Raw genomic sequence first — 20841 nt, forward strand, 5'->3', positions numbered from 1 at the left:
GGGCGCTTTCTGATGGGAATCGTCTGGATCGTCTCTTACCCGAAATCGGGCAACACTTGGGTCCGGCTGTTCCTGCGCGCCTTCGCGGCCATCCGCGCCGGGGCGGCGCCGACGCGGCTTCTGGCGGCGCGCAGCCCCTTCGAGGCGTCGGACGCCGACGGCCAGTGGTTCCAGCCCTTCCTGAAGCGCCCCATCGCCGACTGCGCGCTCGACGAGATCGCCGCCGTCCGCCCGCGCGCGCAAGCCGCCATCGCCGCCTCCCGCCCGGCGGACATGTTCGTCAAGTGCCATCACTTCCTCGGGGTCGAGCGCGGGACGCCCACCATCGCAGGCGAGGTCACCCGCGCCGCCATCGTCGCCGTGCGCGACCCCCGCGACGTGGCGGTCAGCTATCGCGGCTATCTCGGGATGGATGCGGACGCGGTGATCGACCACATGCTGAATCCCGCCGCGCTGACCGACCGGATGAACGGCGCCTACTGGGCGCTCGGAAGCTGGGGCGCGCATGTCGACAGCTGGACCATCAACCCCCCGCGCGGCGTCGTCCTCCTGCGCTACGAGGACATGCTGGCCGACCCCAAGCGCGCCTTCGGGGGCATGCTGACGGCGCTCGGCGTGCAGTTCCGCCCGGTCGATCTGCGCAAGGCGGTGGAGGCGACGGCTTTCGCGCGGCTTCGGGCCGAGGAGGGGCGGGCGGGCTTCTCCGAGACGCCCGGTTCTACCGAGCGCTTCTTCCGCAAGGGCGCCTCGGGCGGCTGGCGCGAGGCGCTGTCGGAAGCGCAGGCGCGCCGGCTGACCGAAGCCTTTGGACCGACCATGGCGCGGCTCGGCTACGAGGTCTGATCCTCGAGCGCCTGCCGGCGCAGTTCGCGCCGCATGATCTTGCCGGTCGCCGTCGTCGGCATCGTCTGCGCGAAGATCACCCGGCGCGGCGCCATGTGCGGGCTGAGACGGGCGCGGACATGGGCCCGCAGCGCCTCGGCCAGCGCGTCGGAGGCGGCGTATCCGGGGCGCAGCGTCACGCAGGCCGTCACCGCTTCGGTGCGCACCGGGTCGGGCAGACCGATCACCGCGGCGAGCGCCACCGCCTCATGCGCGACGAGGCAATTCTCGATCTCGGTCGGCCCGATCCGATAGCCCGATGACGTGATGACGTCGTCGCCGCGCCCAGAGAAGAAGACGTAGCCCTCGGCGTCCATCGTCCCCTCGTCGCCCGAGCGCATCCAGTCGCCGGCGAATTTTTCGGCTGTCTTGTCGGGCCGGCCCCAGTATTCGAGGAACATCGCCGGCGAGCCGCGGCGCATCGCGATCTCGCCGGTCTCGCCGCGCGGCAGTTCCCGCCCCTGCGCGTCGATGATCGCGACGTCATGGCCGGGGACGGGGCGGCCCATCGAGCCGGGCTTCACCGGCATGATCCGGGCGTTGTTGGCGAGCACCTTGTTGCATTCGGTCTGGCCGTAGAACTCCGCAATCGTCAGCCCGAAGGCCTCGCGCCCCCACTCCACCAGCTCCGCGCCCAGAGCCTCGCCGCCCGAGCCGACCGTGCGAAGATCGAGAGCGCCGGGCTTGGGCGCGCCGGCCTGGCGCATAAGCTTCAGCGCAGTCGGCGGCAGGAAGGCGCAGCGCACGCCGAACTCGGCCATCAGCGCCGCCGCGCGCTCGGGGTCGAAGCGCTCCATCCGGTGCGACAGGACGGGGACGCCCCAGTGCAGCGCCGGCATCAGCACGTTGCACAGGCCGCCCATCCACGCCCAGTCGGCCGGCGTCCAGAACAGATCGCCCGGCTGCGGCGGGAAGTCGTGCACGAGGGCCGCGCCCGGCAGGTGGCCAGCCATCACCCGATGCGCGTGCAGCGCGCCCTTGGGCGGGCCGGTGGTGCCGGAGGTGTAGGAGATGAAGGCCGGATCGTCCGGCCCGGTCTCGGCGCAGTCCTGCGCGTCGGAGGCGCGGGCGAGCAGGGCGTCGAAGCTCTCGGCGTCGTCGCCCGCGCCGTCGACGCTCAGGATCAGGCGCAGATCGGGGAGATCGTCGCGGATCGCGGCGATCTTGGGCAGGTTGGCCGCGTCGGTCACGATCGCCCGCGCGCCGCTGTCCTGAAGGCGGAAGCGCAGCCCGTCGGCGCCGAACAGGGTGAACAGCGGCACGACGATGGCGGCGAGGCGATAGGCGGCGAGGTGGACCAGCAGCGTCTGCGGCGATTGCGGCAACAGCACCGCCACACGGTCGCCGCGCCCCACGCCCTGCGCCGCGAGCGCGTTGGCGAGGCGGCGCGCCTGGCGGTCGATCTCGCCATGGGGCCAGCGCTCGGTCGTCCCGTCGGCGCGCAGATGGATCAGCGCGAGGCGGTCGGGCTCGGCGCGCGCCCGCGCCCCGACAAGCGCCTCGGCGATGTTGAAGCGGGCGGGCAGACGCCAGCGGAAGGCGGCGCGCAAGTCGTCCCAGCCGAGGCCGGGGCGCAGGCCCTCATGCAGGGGAGGAGCGAGGCTCATGCCAGCGCTGCGGCGAGTTCGTCGCGCAGGGCGGCGATCTCGGCGGCGGCCTTTCCGGCCTTCTCGATCTCGGTGACGCCGGCGCCGGCCATGAAGGCCGTGGCGAAGGCGATGCGGTTGCCGATGCGCGCGGCGGTCAGCTCGGCGCCGCTGTCGAGCAGGATGCGCTCGACCTCCGCGCCGGGGCCGCCGCGGGGCGGCAGGCGGTTGAGCACGACGCGGGCGAGCGCGCCCTCGCGTGCGGTCATCTTCAGCGTGGCCCGCGTCGCCCAGGCGTCCGGCGCCGAGGGCTGGGCGGGGATGGCGACCAGATCGGCCTCGCGCAGCGCCGCGCGCAGCAGCACGTCGGCGTTGCCGGGGCAGTCCACCAGCACGAGATCGGCCTCGGCCTTGGCGCGGCGGATGTCGGAACTCGCGCGCCATTCCGAGCTCTCCCAGAACGGGAAGTCCACTCCCTCCAGCCCCCGTTCGGCGCGGGAGCGTGCGCGGGCGTCGATCCAGGCGGCGAGGCTGCGCTGCGGGTCGAGGTCGATCAGCGCCACGCGGACGCCCTCCTGCGCCCAGGCGACGGCGAGCTGGGTGAGGAGCGTCGTCTTGCCGGCCCCGCCCTTCTGCTGCGCGAATGTCGCCACGCTGGCCATCGGCTCCACCCCTGCCTGAAACGATCTGTTGACCGATCTGTACGCCCTCGGACGCGCAGCGCAACTGTTGCGCGATTGACCGGGCGGCGCGTCGGCGTCACCTTTCGCGCAACGATTCAACAGGGGAGAGGCGTGATGTCCATGGAAATGACCCGGCGCGGCGCGATGGGCGCGGCGATCGGCGGGGCTGCGGCGCTGGCGCTTGCGGGCGGCGCGCGGCCCGCGCGGGCGGCGGCGGAGATGCAGGGCGCGATGGTTCCGGCGGTGCGCCGCTTCAAGCTCGGCGGCTTCGAGGTGACCACGATTCATGACGGCGCGGTCTCGATGCCGGGGCCGCATCCGATCTTCGGCGAGAACCAGAGCGCCGAGGACGTCGCGGCTTTCGCCGAGGCCAATCTGCTGCCGGCCGACCAGATGCAGATCAGCTTCACCGTGACGCTGGTCAACACCGGGTCGGAGCTGATCCTGTTCGACGCCGGCAACGGCGTGGGCCGGCGGCCCAATGCGGGCCTGCTGCTCTCGCGCCTCGCCGCGGCTGGCGTGACGCCGGAGCAGATCGACCTCGTCGCCTTCACCCATTTCCACGGCGACCATATCGGCGGCGTGATCGAGGACGGCGCGCGCGCTTTTCCCAACGCCCGCTACGCCGCCTCGGCGGTCGAGTTCGACCACTGGACCGACATCGAGAACGCGACCGACCTCGTGATCTCCAATGTCGAACCGCTGGCCGACGAGATGACGATGCTCGCGCCGGGCGACGCGCTCGTCTCCGGGATCGAAGTCATCGATTCGATGGGCCACACGCCCGGCCACGTCTCCTATCATCTCGAAAGCGAGGGCCGGCGGCTGGTGATCGCGGGCGACGTCGCCAATCATTACGCGCTGTCGCTGGCGCGGCCCGACTGGCATGTGCGCTTCGACATGGACAAGGAGAAGGCGGTGGCGGCGCGCCAGCGCGTGTTCGGGATGATCGCCGCCGACCGGATTCCGTTCATCGGCTACCACATGCCGCCGCCCGCCGTCGGCTATGTGGTCGCGGAGGGGCAGGGCTTCCGCTTCATTCCGGAGAGCTACCAGCTCAGCCTCTGAGGACGCGTCCTTCGCAGTTGCGCGGGTTTCGGTCATTGGCCGAGGCTCCCCGCTCGCCCCTTGGTCCGTGCGACCAGCGCGGACCGCGCCCTCCCTCCCCCCGGGGAGGGCGCATTGCAACGACGAAAATAGCTGAACGCTCGAAGTACTTGGGGCCATAAACCGCACAGCGCATTCGCAGCGAAGCGCCCACCCGAGGGAGGGCGCGGTCCTTGGCGCGCATGTAAACCGGTGGGAACGCTCGCCATCCCGCCCTGCGAAAATCCTTCTCCCGCTCCGCCCGACGCGCTAAGCCTTGCGCCCGCCGCCAGAGCCGGAACTACGCCGCATGTGGACCCTTCCCAACATCCTCACCGTCGGCCGCCTGCTCGCCGCGCCCTGCGTGCTGCTCGCGATCGTCGCGCTGCCGGAGGGGAAGGGGGCCTGGGCCGCCTTCGCCCTCTTCGCCGCCGCTGCGCTGACGGACTGGCTCGACGGCAAGCTGGCTCGGGCGAGGGGGCAGGAGAGCGGCTTCGGGCGCATGCTCGACCCGATCGCCGACAAGGCGATGACGCTGATCGCGCTGGCGGCGCTGATGGGCCTGCACGGCCCGGCCTTCTGGCTCGCGGCCCCGGTCGCGGTGATCGTGCTGCGCGAGACGGCGGTCGCCGGCCTGCGCGAATATCTCCAGGGCGCCGATATCCTCTCCGTGACGCGGCTGGCCAAATGGAAGACCACGGCGCAGCTCGCCGCCATCGCCGTCCTGCTCGCGGCGACGGCGAGCGGGGCGGGGTGGATGCTCTGGCTCGGCGGCGGGCTGCTTTGGCTCGCCGCGGCTTTGACGGCGGTCACCGGCTGGGACTATTTTGCCCGCGGGCTCGCGGTGATCGCGGCCGACGACGCGGCGAAGGGGCGCTGAGGATGCAGGTTCTCTATTTCGCATGGCTGCGCGAGCGCATCGGCGCCGCGCGCGAGGACGTGGCGACCGAGGCCGCGACCGTCGCCGATCTGGTCGCCGAGCTGCGCGCGCGCGAGCCGCGCTACGCGGCCGCCTTCGCCGATCTCGGCGCTATCCGCGTGGCGATCGATCAGGAGATGCGCGATTTCGACGCGCCGCTGGCCGGCGCGCGCGAAGTCGCTTTCTTTCCGCCGGTCACGGGGGGCTGAGCATGGCCGCGCGCGTTCAGGAGGCCGATTTCGACATCGCCGCCGAGATCGACGCGCTGACCGCGGGACGCACGGATGTCGGCGCGGTCGTCACCTTCACGGGCCTCGTGCGCGAAGTGGCGGGCGGGGGCGATCAGAGCCTGACGCTAGAGCATTATCCGGGCATGACGGAAAAGGCGCTGGCGGAGATCGAGGCGCAGGCGAAGGCGCGCTGGCCCCTGAGCGGGTCGGCCATCGTCCACCGCGTCGGACCTCTGGCGCCCGGCGACCGCATCGTGCTTGTGGTCACGGCGAGCGCGCACCGTCAGGCCGCCTTCGAGGCGGCTGAGTTCCTGATGGACTGGCTCAAGACGAAAGCGCCGTTCTGGAAGCGGCAGGAAAGCGCCGCGGGCGCGACATGGGTCGACGCGCGCGAGGCCGACGACGCGGCGGCGGCGCGCTGGGGGGCGGGCTGAGGCGATGTACGCGCCGCCGGCTTTCGTCGAGGACGGCGCCGCTGCGCTGCGCGCGCTGGCCGCAAGCCATCCGCTGGCGCTGCTGATCGCGCTCGGCCCCGGCGGTGCGGTCGCCGATCCGGTCCCCATGCTGCACGACCCCGAGCCCGGGCCCTTCGGCGCGCTGCGCGCCCATCTCGCGCGGGCCAATCCGCAGGTCGAGGCGCTGCGGGCGTCGCCGCAGGCGCTGGTCGTGTTCCAGGGGCCGCAGGGCTATGTGACGCCGTCCTGGTATCCCTCCAAGCGCGAGACCGGGAAGGTCGTGCCCACCTGGAACTACGCCGTGGTTCAGGCGCGCGGCGCGGCGCGGCTCGTCGATGACGCCGGCTGGCTGCGCCGCCAGATCGACGATCTGACCGCGATGATGGAAGGGCCGCGGCGCGCGCCCTGGGCGGTCGACGATGCGCCGGCGCCGTTCGTGACGGCGCAGCTGCGGGGGATCGTGGGCGTCGAGATCGTCGTCGCCTCGGTCGAGGCGAAAGTGAAGATGAGCCAGAACCGCCCCGAAGCGGACAGGCGCGGCGTCGCGGAGGGCTTCGACGCCGAACCGGCGCCCGAAGCGGCGGCGCTCGCAGCGCTGGTGCGCGCGAAAGGCGGGCTATGAGCGCAGCGGCGTCGCGGCGGCGGGCCTCAGGGGTCCTCGGCGTCTTCCTTCACGAGGGCCTCATAGGCGGCGCGCCATTCTGCGGTCTCGCGGCGGGCCGAGCCGAGCGCGTCCATGGCCGCCGCAAGCTCTGCGCGGGTCTGCGACAGCTCCGAGGCGAGCTCGGCGCGGACCTCCGCGACGCCGGTCTCGCCGGCGGCCTCGGCTTCGGCGCGGCGGGCTTCGGCGAGGTCGCGCGCGGCTTCGGCGGCGTGCAGGCGGGCGGCGAGTTCGGCCATGTGGGCGGCCGCCTCGGCGCTGTGGTCATGGGCGCGGCGCCATAGCCAGCAGCCGAGCCAGCCGAGACCGACGGCGAGCAGCAGGATCGCCGCGAGGGCGAAGGAGAGGGGCAGGCGAGTCATGGGGCCTCGTCGGACGCGGATGCGGCGGTATGGACCGGCGCGAATGCGATCCGGCGGTTGCGGGCGCGGCCCTCTTCCGTGGCGTTGTCCGCGATCGGCTGCGCCTCGCCGACCCCGAGCGCGGTCAGCGTCCCTTCGGGCGCCCCGCGCGCGACGAGCGCCGCGCGCACCGCGTCGGCCCGGGACTGGCTGAGCCGCGCATTGTAGCCCTCCGAGCCCTGCGAGTCGGTGTGGCCTTCGACGCGGATCGCCCCGCCGCCGCAGCGGCGCAGCGCGCCGGCGAGCGCGTCGAGCGTGGGGCCGCTCGCGGCGTCGATGGCGGCCTCGCCGGGGGCGAAGAGGATCGGATCCGCGGCGGCGATCTCGGTGAGGCGTTCGGCGCAGCGGCCCGGAGGCAGGCGCGTCGCCGCGGCGCGGGCGGGCAGGTCCACGGTCACCCGGCTTTGGCGCGCCCAGCCCTCCGGGGCGGCTGCGTCGAGGGCGCGGGCGGCGCGACCTGCGGCGACGGCGTCGCCCGTCGCGCCGGTCAGGACGATCTCGCCCGACGCGACCAGCGCCGCGCCGTGCTCCAGCGCCGCCAGCCCGTCGATGGCGGCCAGCGCCGCGGCGCGCCAGCCGTCTGGCGCAGGCGCCTCGGACAGGGTCAGGCCCGCATGCAGGCGATGCGCGCCGAGCGCCGCGCCGGCGTAGGACAGCACCGCCGCGCGCGTCGCCTCGTCGGGGGCCGCGCCCGTCAGGATCGCGAGGTCGGGCGCGAGCTGGGCGCGCAGCCATGCCGAGGCGTCCGGCGCCGGCGGCTGCGACAGGGGTTGCGCGAGAGCGGGAACGGCGGCGGTCTCGGTCTCGGGCGCCGCCTGGATCGGCGCCGGGTCCGCGGGCGCATCGAGGCCGAGCGTCATCGCGACGCCCTGCGCCGCGGCCCGCTCCACGAGCGCCGCGAGGCGCGCTGCGGCTGCGCCGTCGCGGGCGGCGCCTTCGACGGCGACCGCGCCCGCTTCGGCGACGACCTTGCCATGGGCGAGCTGGGCTGCGGCGGCGACGGCCGCGCGTTCGGTCTCGGGCCAGTTTTCGGGCGGGGCGACCGAGCCCGTCAGGCAGAAATCCTGCGGCGCGCGGCCGAGCGCCGTTGCAAGCGTCTCAGCGACGCGCTCGCGGCTCTCGGCGTCGGGAAGCGCCCCCGCGAACGAGGCGGTTCCCGGGGCTACGAGGACCGTCAGGCCGACCGGCGGCGGCGCGGCGGCGGTCGGCGCCTCGGCCGCGGCGGGCGTCTCGGGGTCGGCGAGGGCGTCGCGCACCGCGGCGAAGCGCTCGAACTCCCGCGCCAGCGTTCTGGCGCGCGCTGCGGCGGCGGCGTCCGGCGGAACGCCGGTGAGGGCGAGGGCGACCCCGTCGGCCTCGACCGTCATCCAGTCGAGTCCTGCGGCGCGCGCGGAGGCGACCGCGCGCTTCTCGGTCGTCCGCTCGATCAGCCCGGAGGTCGCCCAGCCGACGCCGAACGCGCCGAGCGCCGCGGCGACGCCGAAAGCGGCGAACAGGAGGCGGGTGCGAGGGGTGACGGCCATGACGCTGCATCGCGCGCGCGCCGCGCCCTGTCAATCGGCGCGGCACTTCGATGCGCCGCCCTGCGTCTTGCCTCGGGGAGGCGCTTCGCGGCACTCTCCCGCCGGCGCGCGCCGCGCCCGATGGATCCGCCGATGCCGACGCTCGCCCCGCCACCGCGCTTCTTCAACGCCACGGCGCAGGGCTTCGCCCGCGTCGCGGTGGCGACCCCAGCGGTGCGCCCCGCGGACCCCGCCTTCAACGCCGCGGCGATCGCCGGGATGGCGCGGCGGGCCGAGGCGGCGGGCGCGCTCCTCCTGCTGACGCCCGAGCTGGGCCTGAGCGGCTACGCCATCGACGACCTGCTGCATCAGGACGCGCTGCTCGACGGGGTCGAGGCGGGCCTTGCGGCGCTCGGCTCGGCGACGCGCGATTTGGGCGTTCTTCTGGTCGTCGGCGCGCCGCTGAGGGTCGCGGGGCGGCTGCACAATTGCGCGCTGGTGCTGCATCGCGGGCGGGTCCTGGGCGCCGTTCCGAAATCGCATCTGCCCAATTACCGGGAATTCTACGAGGCGCGGCATTTCGCGCCGGCGGGGGCCGCCGCCGCAGGGGCCGACGCCGTGCGGATCGCCGGCGTGGAGGCGCCCTTCGGGACCGATCTGCTGTTCGAGGTCGAGGACGTCCCCGGCTTCACGCTGGCGCTCGAGCTCTGCGAGGACGTCTGGACGCCGATCCCGCCTTCGGCGCGCGCGGCGATGGCGGGGGCGACGGTGGTCGCCAACCTCTCCGCCTCCAACGCGTCGGTCGGCAAGGCGGATTACCGGCACGCGCTCTGCGCGGTGACTTCGGCGCGCCAGCTCTGCGCCTATCTCTATTCGGCGGCTGGGGCGGGCGAATCGACGACCGACCTCGCCTGGGACGGGCAGGCGATGATCTACGAGGCGGGCGCGCTGCTGGCGGAGTCGGAACGCTTCGCGCTGGAGCCCCGGATCATCCCGGCGGATGTGGACCTGCGGCTGCTGCAGGCGGAGCGCATCCGCAATTCCAGCTTCGCCGATTGCGCGCGCGCGAACCCGCCGGCGCGCGCCTATCGCCGCGTCGCGCTTCGCCTGTCGCCCGATCTCGAGCGCGACGCGGGGCTGCTGCGGGCCGTGCCGCGCTTTCCCTTCGTTCCCGACGATGCGGCGCGGCGCGACGCGCTCTGCGCCGAGGCCTACCAGATCCAGGTGGACGGGCTGCGCCAGCGGATCGCGGCGACCGGGGTGAAGCGGCTGGTGATCGGCGTCTCGGGCGGGCTCGATTCGACGCAGGCGCTGCTGGTGGCATGCCAGTGCATGGACCTGCTGGGGCGGCCCCGCACCGACGTCCTCGCCCACAGCCTCCCCGCCTTCGCCACCTCGCGGCGCACCCGCGCCCAGGCGCATCGGTTGATGGCGGCGCTCGGGGTGACGGCGCGCGAAGTCGACATGACGCCCGCCTGCCTGCAGATGCTGCGCGACATCGGCCACCCTGCGGCGAACGGCGCGCCGCAGCACGACATCGCTTTCGAGAACGTGCAGGCCGGCGCGCGCACCTCGTTCCTGTTCCGCGTCGCCAACCATGAAGGGGGCATGGTGCTGGGGACCGGCGATCTGTCTGAGCTGGCGCTCGGCTGGGCGACCTATGGCGTCGGCGACCAGATGAGCCATTACAACGTCAACGCCTCGGCCCCCAAGACGCTGATCCAGCATCTGCTGCGCTGGGTGGCGGAGGGCGGGCGCTTCGGGGCGGAGGCGTCGGCCGCGATCCGCGACATCCTCGCCACCGAAATCTCGCCGGAATTGGTGCCGGGCGATGCGGGCGCGGATGGCCCGGCGCAGCGCACCGAGGACGTGGTCGGGCCTTACGCGCTGCAGGATTTCAACCTGTTCCACATCACCCGCTACGGGATGGACCCCGGGCGCGTGGCGTTCCTCGCCTGGCATGCGTGGCGCGACGCGCAGGCGGGGCGCTGGCCGGAGGGGATCGCCGAGGCGGATCGCCGCGCCTACGACCTCGACGAGATCGCGCGGTGGCTGCGGGTGTTCCTGACGCGCTTCTTCGGGTCTAGCCAGTTCAAGCGCTCGGCCATGCCGAACGGGCCGAAGATCAGCTCCGGCGGCGCGCTCTCGCCCCGCGGCGACTGGCGCGCGCCGTCCGACGGCGCGCCCGATCTGTGGCTCGCGGCGCTCGACGCGGCGCTGGGGATCGACCGGCGCGGCGGCGATGACGCGGCGGATTTATGATAGATTCATCCTCGACGGCGTAAGCCTGACTCGAAGCGGCGGGACCTGTTCCGCAGCAGCGTGGAGGGAGCGATGATCGGACCCCGCGCGACATTCGGCGAACTCGCCGAGGCGCTCGAAGCGGCGGGCGTGGGCGTGTTTCTCTATGAGGGGGCGCGCCAGTCGCGCCGCTGGCTCGCAGGGGCCGCGCTGTTCGAAGGCGCGCATCGCGGCGCGGCAGGCGACCGGATCGGCGACCCGGGGCCCGGCGTCGACGCGCATCTGCTGCGGCTCGGCGACTGCCCCGAGGGCGGTCCGCGCTTTCTGGGCGTGGTGCGCGCGGCGGACGGGGCCGCGCCGACCTGCCTGCTGTCGCATCGCGAGGGCCGCTCGGGGCTGCAGGCGCATCTGACGCATTTGGGCGAGACGCTGCCGCCCGAGTCGCTGGTGGTCTGCGCCGCCTTCGGCGTGGACGGGATGCGCGAATTCGTGCGCGCCTATGGCTACGACGCGGGCGACGCGCTGGCGCTGGCGCTTGGCCGCCGGCTCGCCGCGCTTCTGCCCGAGGACGCGGCATTCGCCCGCCTGGCGGGCGCCAAGTTCGGCGCGGTGATGGTCGGCCAGACCGCCGAGAGCTTCCGCGCGCTGGCGGAGACGATCGGCGCCGAACTGCGCGAGGCGAGCTTCGACGTGGGCTTCGGCCCGGTCTCGATGACGCTGTCGATCGGGGCGGCCTTCGCGCGGCCCGAGGCGCTGGCGACGCCCGAACCCTTCGACGCGGCGCTCGCCGCGCTCGACGAGGCGACGGGCGAGGGCGAGGCCGGGCTGTTCATCGCCGGTCCCGACGACGAGCCGCCCCTGCTGTCGCCCTCCGCGATGCGGGCGGGGGCGCGGGCGGTGATGCGCGCGCTCGAGCAGGACCGCGTGGCCATCGCCTTCCAGCCTGTCGTGACCTCCGCCGATCCCGACCGCATCGCCTTCCGCGAGTGCCTCGCGCGGGTGCTCGACGACGACGGGCGCTGGATCGCCGCGGGGATGTTCCTGCCCAAGATCGAGAGGCTCGATCTGGTGCGCGCGCTCGACCGTCGGGTGCTGGCGCTGGCGCTGGCCTCGCTGGAGGCCCATCCGACCGAGCGGCTGTCGGTCAACGTCTCTGTGCGCACGATGCGCGACCGGGGCTGGCTGCGCGACCTGCAGGAGGCCACGGCCCGCACGCCGGGCGTGGTGGAGCGGCTGATCGTGGAGCTGACCGAGAGCTCCGCCGTCACCGACCCCGAGCGCACCTTGGCGTTTCTCGACGAGATCCGCGCGCTTGGCGTCGCGATCGCGCTCGACGATTTCGGGGCGGGCTATTCGAGCTTCCGGCTGCTGCGCGACTTCCGGCCCGACTGGGTCAAGATCGACGGCGGCTTCGTGAAGGGCGTGGCCGAAGACCCCGACAACAAGCTGTTCGTGGACACTCTCGTTGGCATCGCGCGCAATTTCGACATGGCGACCGTCGCCGAATTCGTCGAAACCGAAGCCGAGGCGGAGACGCTGCGCGCGCTCGGCGTGGACTGTCTGCAGGGCTATCGCTACGGACGGCCCGTGATCGCGCCGGACTGGACGCAGGACGCGGCGCGGCGCGCCGGCGGCTGAACGGCGAGCTTCAGCGGGCGCGCGCCGCCTGCGCGTCTCGCGCCTGCGCGACCCAGCGGCGCGCCCAGGCGAGCGCCTCGGGCCATTCGGGTTGCCAGCGCTTGTTCAATTCGAGATTGGCGATCGCGGGTCCGGCATAGGGCAGACCCGCCAGCGCGTCCCATGGCAGCGCGCCCGCGCCCGGCGGCAGATGCAGGTCGCCGAAGCCGAACATCATCGCATCGCCATGCGACCAGGGCCGGAAGGCGGGGACGCGCCCGAAGCTGTCATGCAGGTGCAGATGGCGCGCATGGCGGGCGAGGTCGCGCATCTCGGCGACCATGTCGAAGCCGCGCCGCGCGGCGTTGAGGGCCGCGTGGCTGAAATCCAGCGTCGCGGCGATCCAGGGGCTCGCCGCCGCGTCGAGCTGGGCGGCGAGTTCGCGCGGCGAGGCGGCCCATGCGGTCGCGTCCGGGTTCACGGTCTCGACCGCGACGACGACCTTCGCGGCCTGCGCGGTCGCGGCGAGCTCGGCGAGGCCCTCGCGCTCGCAGGCGAGCGCGTCGGCGACGCGCGCCGGCGTTGGGTCGAGGACATGGGCCGCGTGCTGCACCATCAGCGGCGCGCCGATCTCGGCGGCCACCTCGATGGTGGCGCGCACGATGTCTCGATGCAGCTGCGCGTTCGGGCGGTCGCCGAGATTGCACGACAGCGCGCCGTGGACGGTCAGCGAAAACGGTCGGTCCGCGCAGACGCGGCGCATCTGCATCAGCGGGCCGCGCCGGATTCGCCCGCCCATGACCACGCCGAGCGCGGGCAGGAAGATCTCGACGCTGTCGAGGTCGAGCTTCTCGAACATGTCGAGCGCCGGCCCGAGCTCCTGCAGCGCGTCCGCCGAATGGTCGAGGCTCAGACCCACCCCGGCCAGCGCCGACGCCTCAGGGCCGCCGCCCGCGGCGGGGCGTGGGGACGGGGCGACGCTCACTGCTCCATCGCTTCCAGCTGGTCGATCATGCCCGAGATCAACGACAGGCCGCAGCGCCAGAAATCGGGATCGGCGGCGTTCAGCCCGAAAGGCGCGAGCAGCTCCGCGTGATGCCGGGCGCCGCCGGCGCGCAGCATCTCGAAATATCTCTCCTGAAAACCTGCGGGCTGCGCCTCGTAGGCGGCGTAGAGCGCGTTCACCAGCCCGTCGCCGAAGGCGTAGGCGTAGACGTAGAACGGCGTGTGGATGAAGTGCGGAATGTAGGTCCAGAAGGTCTCGTAGCCCTCGGCGAATTCAAAGGCCGGCCCGAGGCTCTCGCGCTGGACGCCGAGCCAGATCTCGCCGAGCGCGTCGGGCGTCAGCTCGCCCTCGCGGCGGGCGGCGTGCACCCGGCCCTCGAAGGCGTAGAACGCCATCTGGCGCACCACGGTGTTGAGCATGTCCTCGACCTTGCCGGCGAGGAGCGCCTTGCGCTTCGCGGGGTCGGTCGCGGCCGACAGCAGGCGCTGGAAAGTCAGCATCTCGCCGAACACGGAAGCCGTCTCGGCCAGCGTCAGCGGCGTGCGCGAGAGCAGCTCTCCCTGGCCCGCGGCGAGGCGCTGGTGCACGCCATGGCCGAGTTCGTGCGCCAGCGTCATCACGTCGCGCGTCTTGCCCAGATAGTTCAGCAGCACGAAGGGATGCGCGTCCGACACGGTCGGGTGCGCGAAGGCGCCCGGGCTCTTGCCCTTGGTCGCCGGCGCGTCGATCCAGCCTTCCTCGAAGAAGGGGCGGGCGAGATCGGCCATCCGCGGATCGAAATCGCCGTAGGCCCCGAGCACGATCTCGCGCGCCTCCGCCCAGGGGACGACCCGGTCGTCGGCTTCGGGCAAGGGCGCGTTGCGGTCCCAGTGTTGCAGCTTCTCCAGCCCGAGCCAGCGCGCCTTAAGCGCGTAATAACGGTGCGAAAGCTGCGGCAGCGCCGCCGTCACCGCCGCCGCCAGAGCGTCGACCACTTCCGGCTCGACATGGTTGGAGAGGTGCCGGAACGCCTGCGGCGTCGGATATTTGCGCCAGCGGTCGTCGATCTCCTTCTCCTTGACCAGCGTGTTCATGATCAGGGCGAAGAGGCGCAGATTGGCCTTGAAGACCTTCGCCAGCGCATGGGCGGCGGTCTCGCGGCGCGCGCGGTCGGCGTCGGACAGGCGGTTGAGCGTCGCCTCAAGGCCGAGCGTCTCGCCGCCCACCTCGAAGCTCAGCGAGGCGGTGGTCTCGTCGTAGAGGCGCATCCAGGCGGAGGGGCCGACGACCGAGCGGTCGTGCTCCAGCCGCTCGATCTCGTCGGAGAGCTGGTGCGGGCGGAAGGCGCGGACGCGATCGAGCCAGGGTCGGTAGCGCCCGAGCGCCGGGCTCTCCGCCAGCTTGTCGGCGAGCGCGCCGTCGTCGATGCGGTTGAGTTCGAGCGAGAAGAACACCAGAGGCGAAGTGAGGTCGGCGATCTCCGCCTGAAGGTCGCCCATCATCTTGGCGCGCGCGACGTCGGTCGTGTCCTGCTGGTAGCGCAGGCCGGCGTAGGACATGACCCGCCCGAGCTTCATCTCGATGCGCTCATAGGCCGCGACCGCCTCGGCCAGCGCGTCGCCGCTCAGCGCGGCGAGCTTTCCTTCGAGGCGCGCGGCGAAGTCGGCGGCCTGCGCGCGGGCCCAGTCGAGATCGGCGCGCAGGGCCGGATCGTCGGGCGCGCGATAGAGGTCGTCGAGCCGCCACACCGGCAGATCGCCGAGCGCGCCGCCGCCGCCGGGCGTCTCGGGCTGGTCGCGACAGATGGGGTGGGCGCGCATCGGAACCTCGCAGCGGGAAACCTGCGTCGGAGCCTAGCCTGTTCGCCGCGGCGCCGCCAGCGGGGCGCCGTCGCGGCGGCGCTCGAAAGCGAACCGCCCCGCGCGTGGGCGCGGGGCGGTTGCGGGCCGAAAGGGCCGATCGGGCGATCAGTCGGAGACGGTGATCTCGACGCGGCGGTTGCGCGCCTCGCGGACGTTCGGGCCGGTGTCCACCGCGGGCTCGGTCCAGGAGCGGCCGGCCGTGGTGATGTCGCCGGCGGGCACGCCCAGATCTACCATGCGGTCGCGGACGGCGAAGGCGCGACGCTCGGAGAGGCGCTGGTTGAAGTCGAGCGAGCCGACCGTGTCGGTGTGGCCGACCAGCGAGACCGCCTTGGACGCGCCGCCGATGGCGCTCACGACGTCCTGGATCACGCTGTTCGCGGCGGCGGTCAGCGCGGAGCTGCCGAAGCCGAAGAAGACCGTCATGTCGCCGACCTGCACGCCGGTGCAGGCGGTCGCAGCGGCGTCGTACTGGGCGCGCGCGGCTTCGGGGTCCTGACCGGGAGCCTGGTAGAGCGACTCGACGTAGAAGTCGTAGAGCGCCATCATCTTGGCGCATTCGGCCGGACGGTCGCCCGCATACCGGTCGACATTGGCCAGCGTCGTGGCGCGGAGCGCGGCGGCGTCGCCGTTCACGCCGAAATCGGCCGGATCGTACAGCGGCAGCGGCGAGCCGGCGGACGCGGCGCGCGAACGGCCCATATAGACCGTCGTGTCGAGCCAGTTGACCTCGGTGTTCGCATTGTAGGCGGCGATCTGCTGATACTCGCGGGCCAGCGCGTCGTTGAACGACGAGCCGCCGATCGTCTCGCCGAGGAAGCTCTCGGCGGAAGTGAAGGTCTCCACGAGCGAGCCGCCCGGCAGGTTCGTCGTGCAGCCAGCGGCGGCGAGCGCCGCGCAGGCGACCATCGTGCGGGAAATGGTTTTCATCCCTCTCTCCGTTCCAGTTGCGGGGCATGCGTGCATCCGCCGCCCCTTATTAGATAACGCCCTCGTCGGCCCATCGGGCTCCACTCCGGTGCTTTGGCACGAAACAAGTCGGCTCACAATCGCGGATCGCCCTCCGCCCGCCGGCATGCGATCAGTTTGAGGGCGCCGTCGCAGAATGACAACAGTGGCGCGCAACTCTGCGCATCGTCGGAATTTTAAGGATTGTCCGGGCAGCATCCCCGAACGCGCCCGGGACCGTCCCGGGACCGCCCCGCCCGCTGGACCGCGATGATCCTGATCGTCGAAGGCGACCCGGCGCAAGCCGGCCTGATCTCCGCCGCGCTCGGCCGCGCGGGGCTCGCCCATGCGCTCGCGCCCGACGCCGCGGCGCTGACGGCGCGTCTCGCCGAGGGCGACGCGACGCTCGCGCTGCTCGATCTCGACCCGCCCCATCTGGAGGCGCTGGAGACGCTCCGCCTGTTGCGCGCGCGCCATGCGCACTTGCCGATCCTCGCGCTATCGGCGGTGGGCTCGGTCGCGCGCGCGGTCGCGGCGATCCGCGCCGGGGCCGACGACCTTATTCTGAAACCTGTTTCAGAACAGAGGCTTGAGACGGCAGTCCGCAGCGCGATCGCCGCTGCGCGCAAGGCGGCCCTCGCGGCGCCGGCCGATGCGGCGGCGGCCCCCGAAGCCCGGCCGGATGCGCGGACTGGTTTCGGCGGCGTCGTCGCGCGCAGCGCCGCGATCCGCGACGCTATCGCGATCGCCGAGCGCGCCGCGGGGTCCGAGGCCCCGTTGCTGCTCGAAGGCGAGTCGGGCGTCGGCAAGGAGGTTTTCGCGCGCGCCGTCCACCGCGGGTCGCGCCGCGCCGCAGGGCCCTTCGTCGCCGTCAACTGCGGTGCGCTGCCCGAGGCTCTGGTGGAGTCGATCCTGTTCGGCCACGCCCGCGGCGCCTTCACCGGCGCGACCGACAGCCGCCCCGGCAAGTTCGGCGAGGCGGATGGCGGCGTGCTGTTTCTCGACGAGGTTGCCGAATTGCCGCAGCAGGCGCAGGTCAAGTTGCTGCGCGCGCTGCAGGAGCGGGTGATCGACCCGGTCGGCGCGACGGGGCCGCGCCCGGTCGACATCCGCATCATGTCGGCGACGAATCGCGCCCTTGCGCAGGAAGTCGCCGCCGGTCGGTTCCGCGAGGATTTGTATTACCGCCTCAGCGTGTTGCCGATTCGCATCCCGCCGCTGCGCGAGCGGCGCGAGGACATCGCGCCGCTCGCCGAACATGCGGCGCGTCGGCTCGCCGCCGCCGAGGGGCGGGCGCCGGCGGTCTTCTCGCCTGAGGCGCTCGAGATGCTCGTCCTCGCCGACTGGCCCGGCAATGTGCGCCAGCTCGAGAACGCGGTGCATCGCGCAATGGTGCTGGCCGACGGCGCGCCGCTCGCGCCGCGGCATTTCGCGCTCGACGCGCCGGCGCCGACGCTCCAGCCCCCGGCGCCGAGCTCCGCCGGGCACATTCGCCCCTTGGCCGAGATCGAGGCCGAGCACATCCATCGCGCATTGATCCGTTACGAGTGGCGCATCGCCGAGACGGCGCGCCGGCTGGGAATCGGCCGCTCGACGCTCTACCGCAAGATCGAGGAGCTGGGCCTCGCTGCGCGTCTGGCGAGCGAGGGGTGACGCAAAGGCGCATTCGCGATATCGGTTTCGGCGTCTCTCGCCGTCCCTCGCCGGAGCCGCCTCGTGACCGCGCCGCGCATCGCCTTCGACAACAGCTACGCCCGCCTGCCGGATCGGTTCTTCGCGCGCGTCGCCCCGGAGGCGCCGCCCGCGCCGAGGCTGCTGCGCTTCAACCGTCCGCTCGCCGAGGAGCTCGGGCTGGATGCGGACGCGCTCGACGGCGTCGAAGGCGCGGCGATCTTCAGCGGCGGGCGTCCGCCCGAGGGCGCCGAGCCTCTGGCGATGGCCTATGCCGGCCACCAGTTCGGCGGCTGGGTTCCGCAGCTCGGCGACGGGCGGGCGCTGCTGCTCGGCGAGGTGATCGACCGCAACGGCGAGCGGCGCGACATCCAGCTGAAGGGTTCGGGCCGCACGCCCTTCTCGCGGCGCGGCGACGGCAAGGCGGCGCTGGGGCCGGCGCTGCGCGAATATAGCGTCGCCGAAGCGATGCACGCGCTGGGGGTTCCGACGACGCGGGCGCTCGCAGTGGCGCTGACCGGCGGGCAGGTCTTCCGCGAGAGCGTTCTGCCCGGCGCGGTGGTGACGAGGGTCGCGCGGGGGCATGTGCGGGTCGGCACATTCCAGTATTTCTACGCGCGCGGCGACGTGGCGGCGCTGAAGGCGCTGGCCGACTATGTGATCGCGCGCAACCACCCCGAGGCGGCGGAGGCGGAGGACCGCGCGCTCGCGCTGCTTCAGGCGGTGGCGGCGCGCACAGCGGCTCTGGTGGCGCAGTGGATGGCGGTGGGGTTCATCCACGGCGTGATGAACACGGACAACCTCGCCGTCTCCGGCGAGACCATCGACTACGGGCCTTGCGCCTTCATGGACGCCTATCATCCCGACACGGTGTTCAGTTCGATCGACCATACGGGGCGCTACGCCTACGCCAACCAGCCGCGCATCGCGCAGTGGAACCTCGCCCAGCTCGGCCAGGCCCTGCTGCCGCTGATCGCGGGCGGCGACGAGGACGCGGCCCTGCCCCGCGCGCAGGCCGCCATCGACGCGATTCCGGAGCTTTACGCCGTCGAATGGCTGGGGCGGTTCCGCGCGAAGCTGGGGCTCGCGCGGGCCGAGGAGGGCGACGCGGCGCTTATCGCCGATCTGCTGGGTCGGATGACCGAGGGCCGGGCGGATTTCACCCTGACGTTCCGGGCGCTGAGCGCGCTCGGCGACACTCCGGGGCCGCAGGATGCGGCGGCGCGCGCGCTGTTCGACGACCCGGCCGCGCTCGACGACTGGCTCGGCGCGTGGCGCGCGCGGCTGACGCGGGGGGAGCGCCCGCTGGCTGCGCGGCAGGCGGCGATGCGGGCGGCCAACCCCGCGCTCATCCCGCGCAACCACCGCGTCGAGGACGCGCTGGCGGCGGCGCATGAGGGCGATCTGGGGCCGCTCGACGCGCTCTGCGCGGCGCTGGCGCGGCCCTACGACGAGCTTGCGGCGGAGCATGCGCATCTCGCCGCGCCGCCGCGCCCCGGGGAGGAAGTGACGGCGACGTTCTGCGGGACGTGAGGGGGCGTGAACGCGCTCCGCGTCGCTGTCGGCTGTGCGCGAAAGCGGACGGTCGTCGCTCGCCTCTTGGTCCATGCGACCAGCGCGGACCGCGCCCTCCCTTCCCCCAGTTAGGGCGCATTGCAACGCCGCAAGTAGCTGAACGCTGAAAGTATTTGGCGCCATAAACCGCTTAGCGCAGTCGTTCCGAAGCGCCCACCCGAGGGAGGGCGCGGTCCTCAGCGCTCATGCCGACCGGCGAAAACCCGCGCGCCCCGCCCCGTCCTCGCCTACAGCACGTAGCGCGACACGTCCGCCGACTGCGCCAAGGCCTTCACCCGGCTCTCGACGTAAGCGCGGTCGATCTCGACGGACACGCCGTTCATGTCGGGCGCCATGAAGGACAGCTCCTCGAACACCTTCTCCAGCACGGTGTGCAGCCGGCGCGCGCCGATGTTCTCGACCGAGCGGTTCACCTCCGCGGCGATCTCGGCGAGCGCCTTCACCCCGTCCTCGGTGAAGGCGACCGTCACTCCCTCCGTGCCCATCAGCGCCGCATACTGCTTGGTCAGCGCGTTGTCGGGCTCGGACAGGATCGCCACGAAATCCGCCTCGGTGAGCGCCTTGAGCTCGACTCGGATCGGCAGCCGGCCCTGAAGCTCGGGCAGCAGGTCGGAGGGTTTGGAGACGTGGAAGGCGCCTGACGCGATGAACAGGATATGGTCGGTCTTCACCGCCCCGTGCTTGGTGGCGACGGTTGTGCCCTCGATCAGCGGCAGCAGGTCGCGCTGCACGCCCTCGCGGCTGACATCGGCCCCGCGCGCGCCCTCGCGGGCGCAGACCTTGTCGATCTCGTCGAGGAACACGATCCCGTCGCTCTCGACGGCGGCGACGGCGTCGCGGGTGATCGCCTCCTGGTCGATCAGCTTGTCGGCCTCCTCGCCGAGCAGCGCTCGATGACTGTCGACGACTTTCATCCGCCGCCGCCGGGTCCGCCCCGAAAAGGCCTTGCCGAAGATATCGGCGATGTTGGTCATGCCCATGCCGCTCTGCGCGCCCGGCATGTCGAGCATGGCGAGCGGGTTGGAGGCGTCGGCCACGTCGAGGTCGATCTCGCGGTCGTCGAGCAGGCCGTCGCGCAGCTTGCGGCGGAAGCTCTCGCGGGTGGATTGCGAGGCGCCCTCGCCGACGAGCGCAGTGAGCACCCGCTCCTCGGCGGCGGCATGGGCCTGCTCGCGCACCGCCTCGCGCTTGGCGGCGCGCTGCATCACGATGGCGGCCTCGACCAGATCGCGCACGATCTGCTCGACGTCGCGCCCGACATAGCCGACTTCGGTGAACTTGGTCGCCTCGACCTTGAGGAAGGGCGCGTCGGCGAGCTTCGCCAATCGGCGACTGATCTCGGTCTTGCCGACCCCGGTCGGGCCGATCATCAGGATGTTCTTGGGGTAGACTTCGTCGCGGATTTCAGGGGCCAGGTTGCGCCGGCGCCAGCGGTTGCGCAGCGCGACGGCGACGGCGCGTTTGGCCTCGGCCTGCCCGATGATGAAGCGGTCGAGCTCGGCGACGATGGCGCGGGGGGTCAGGTCGGGCATCTCGC

General features: G+C 72.8%; 18 protein-coding genes. 10 read left to right on the plus strand and 8 right to left on the minus strand.

Annotation, left to right across the window (positions count from 1 at the left end; genetic code table 11):
• Positions 1-12: 12 nt before the first annotated feature.
• The gene (locus V7Q31_RS04940; protein ID WP_333832566.1) at positions 13-843 is read left to right on the plus strand and encodes a sulfotransferase domain-containing protein; all 831 of its coding nucleotides are present in this window, start codon (positions 13-15) and stop codon (positions 841-843) included.
• Here V7Q31_RS04940 and V7Q31_RS04945 read toward each other — a convergent pair.
• Together V7Q31_RS04945 and V7Q31_RS04950 are read right to left on the minus strand one after the other, a co-directional pair.
• Entirely contained in the window at positions 831-2489 is a 1659-nt protein-coding gene (locus V7Q31_RS04945) for an AMP-binding protein (RefSeq protein WP_333832567.1), read from the minus strand. The genes V7Q31_RS04940 and V7Q31_RS04945 overlap by 13 nt on opposite strands.
• Positions 2486-3121, minus strand: a complete 636-nt coding sequence (locus V7Q31_RS04950; RefSeq protein WP_333832568.1) for a ParA family protein — start codon at positions 3119-3121, stop codon at positions 2486-2488. The genes V7Q31_RS04945 and V7Q31_RS04950 overlap by 4 nt, the downstream gene beginning before the upstream one ends.
• Before the next feature lie 144 nt (positions 3122-3265).
• On the opposite strand from V7Q31_RS04950, the gene V7Q31_RS04955 reads away from it, so the two are divergent.
• The 5 genes from V7Q31_RS04955 to V7Q31_RS04975 all read left to right on the plus strand — a co-directional run bounded on the left by V7Q31_RS04955 (position 3266) and on the right by V7Q31_RS04975 (position 6463).
• The gene (locus tag V7Q31_RS04955) at positions 3266-4219 is read left to right on the plus strand and encodes an MBL fold metallo-hydrolase (protein WP_333832569.1); all 954 of its coding nucleotides are present in this window, start codon (positions 3266-3268) and stop codon (positions 4217-4219) included.
• 328 nt (positions 4220-4547) lie between these two features.
• Complete coding sequence (gene pgsA, locus V7Q31_RS04960) at positions 4548-5117, plus strand: CDP-diacylglycerol--glycerol-3-phosphate 3-phosphatidyltransferase (RefSeq protein ID WP_333832570.1); 570 nt, start codon at positions 4548-4550, stop codon at positions 5115-5117.
• A 2-nt stretch (positions 5118-5119) separates the two neighbouring features.
• Positions 5120-5365: a molybdopterin converting factor subunit 1 gene (gene moaD, locus V7Q31_RS04965; protein WP_333832571.1), complete on the plus strand. Its 246-nt coding sequence runs from the start codon at positions 5120-5122 to the stop codon at positions 5363-5365.
• A 2-nt stretch (positions 5366-5367) separates the two neighbouring features.
• On the plus strand, positions 5368-5820 hold the full coding sequence (gene moaE / locus V7Q31_RS04970; RefSeq protein ID WP_333832572.1) for a molybdopterin synthase catalytic subunit MoaE: 453 nt from the start codon (positions 5368-5370) through the stop codon (positions 5818-5820).
• Between the two features lie 4 nt (positions 5821-5824).
• Positions 5825-6463: an FMN-binding negative transcriptional regulator gene (locus V7Q31_RS04975; protein ID WP_333832573.1), complete on the plus strand. Its 639-nt coding sequence runs from the start codon at positions 5825-5827 to the stop codon at positions 6461-6463.
• 26 nt (positions 6464-6489) lie between these two features.
• Here V7Q31_RS04975 and V7Q31_RS04980 read toward each other — a convergent pair whose 3' ends face one another.
• Entirely contained in the window at positions 6490-6864 is a 375-nt protein-coding gene (locus V7Q31_RS04980) for a hypothetical protein (protein WP_333832574.1), read from the minus strand.
• Positions 6861-8426, minus strand: a complete 1566-nt coding sequence (locus tag V7Q31_RS04985) for an OmpA family protein (RefSeq protein WP_333832575.1) — start codon at positions 8424-8426, stop codon at positions 6861-6863. The genes V7Q31_RS04980 and V7Q31_RS04985 overlap by 4 nt, the downstream gene beginning before the upstream one ends.
• A gap of 132 nt (positions 8427-8558) precedes the next feature.
• Between V7Q31_RS04985 and V7Q31_RS04990 the strand changes: the two genes are divergently transcribed.
• Both V7Q31_RS04990 and V7Q31_RS04995 read left to right on the plus strand, forming a co-directional pair.
• Positions 8559-10667 (plus strand): NAD(+) synthase, encoded by a 2109-nt coding sequence (locus V7Q31_RS04990; protein WP_333832576.1) that lies wholly within the window; start codon positions 8559-8561, stop codon positions 10665-10667.
• Between the two features lie 72 nt (positions 10668-10739).
• Positions 10740-12284 (plus strand): EAL domain-containing protein, encoded by a 1545-nt coding sequence (locus V7Q31_RS04995; RefSeq protein WP_333832577.1) that lies wholly within the window; start codon positions 10740-10742, stop codon positions 12282-12284.
• Between the two features lie 10 nt (positions 12285-12294).
• Here the strand turns inward: V7Q31_RS04995 and V7Q31_RS05000 are convergent, their stop codons facing one another.
• From V7Q31_RS05000 to V7Q31_RS05010, 3 genes are all read right to left on the minus strand, one after another.
• The gene (locus tag V7Q31_RS05000; RefSeq protein ID WP_333832578.1) at positions 12295-13248 is read right to left on the minus strand and encodes a TIM barrel protein; all 954 of its coding nucleotides are present in this window, start codon (positions 13246-13248) and stop codon (positions 12295-12297) included.
• Positions 13245-15068 (minus strand): M3 family oligoendopeptidase, encoded by a 1824-nt coding sequence (locus V7Q31_RS05005; protein ID WP_333832579.1) that lies wholly within the window; start codon positions 15066-15068, stop codon positions 13245-13247. Before V7Q31_RS05005 ends, V7Q31_RS05000 begins: the two co-directional genes overlap by 4 nt.
• 147 nt (positions 15069-15215) lie before the next feature.
• Complete coding sequence (locus V7Q31_RS05010) at positions 15216-16040, minus strand: OmpA family protein (RefSeq protein ID WP_333832580.1); 825 nt, start codon at positions 16038-16040, stop codon at positions 15216-15218.
• Between the two features lie 288 nt (positions 16041-16328).
• Between V7Q31_RS05010 and V7Q31_RS05015 the strand changes: the two genes are divergently transcribed.
• Both V7Q31_RS05015 and V7Q31_RS05020 read left to right on the plus strand, forming a co-directional pair.
• Complete coding sequence (locus tag V7Q31_RS05015) at positions 16329-17711, plus strand: sigma-54 dependent transcriptional regulator (protein ID WP_333832581.1); 1383 nt, start codon at positions 16329-16331, stop codon at positions 17709-17711.
• Between the two features lie 63 nt (positions 17712-17774).
• A complete protein-coding gene (locus V7Q31_RS05020; RefSeq protein ID WP_333832582.1) occupies positions 17775-19262 on the plus strand; it encodes a protein adenylyltransferase SelO in 1488 nt (495 codons plus the stop codon).
• A gap of 269 nt (positions 19263-19531) precedes the next feature.
• On the opposite strand, the gene hslU is transcribed toward V7Q31_RS05020, so the two are convergent.
• Positions 19532-20836 carry an ATP-dependent protease ATPase subunit HslU gene (hslU, locus tag V7Q31_RS05025; RefSeq protein WP_333832583.1) on the minus strand — a complete coding sequence of 435 codons (1305 nt, stop codon included), beginning with the start codon at positions 20834-20836 and terminating at the stop codon, positions 19532-19534.
• Positions 20837-20841 lie beyond the last annotated feature (5 nt).

Origin of the sequence: Rubrimonas sp. (assembly GCF_036788415.1) — a bacterium.
GTDB lineage: Bacteria > Pseudomonadota > Alphaproteobacteria > Rhodobacterales > Rhodobacteraceae > Rubrimonas.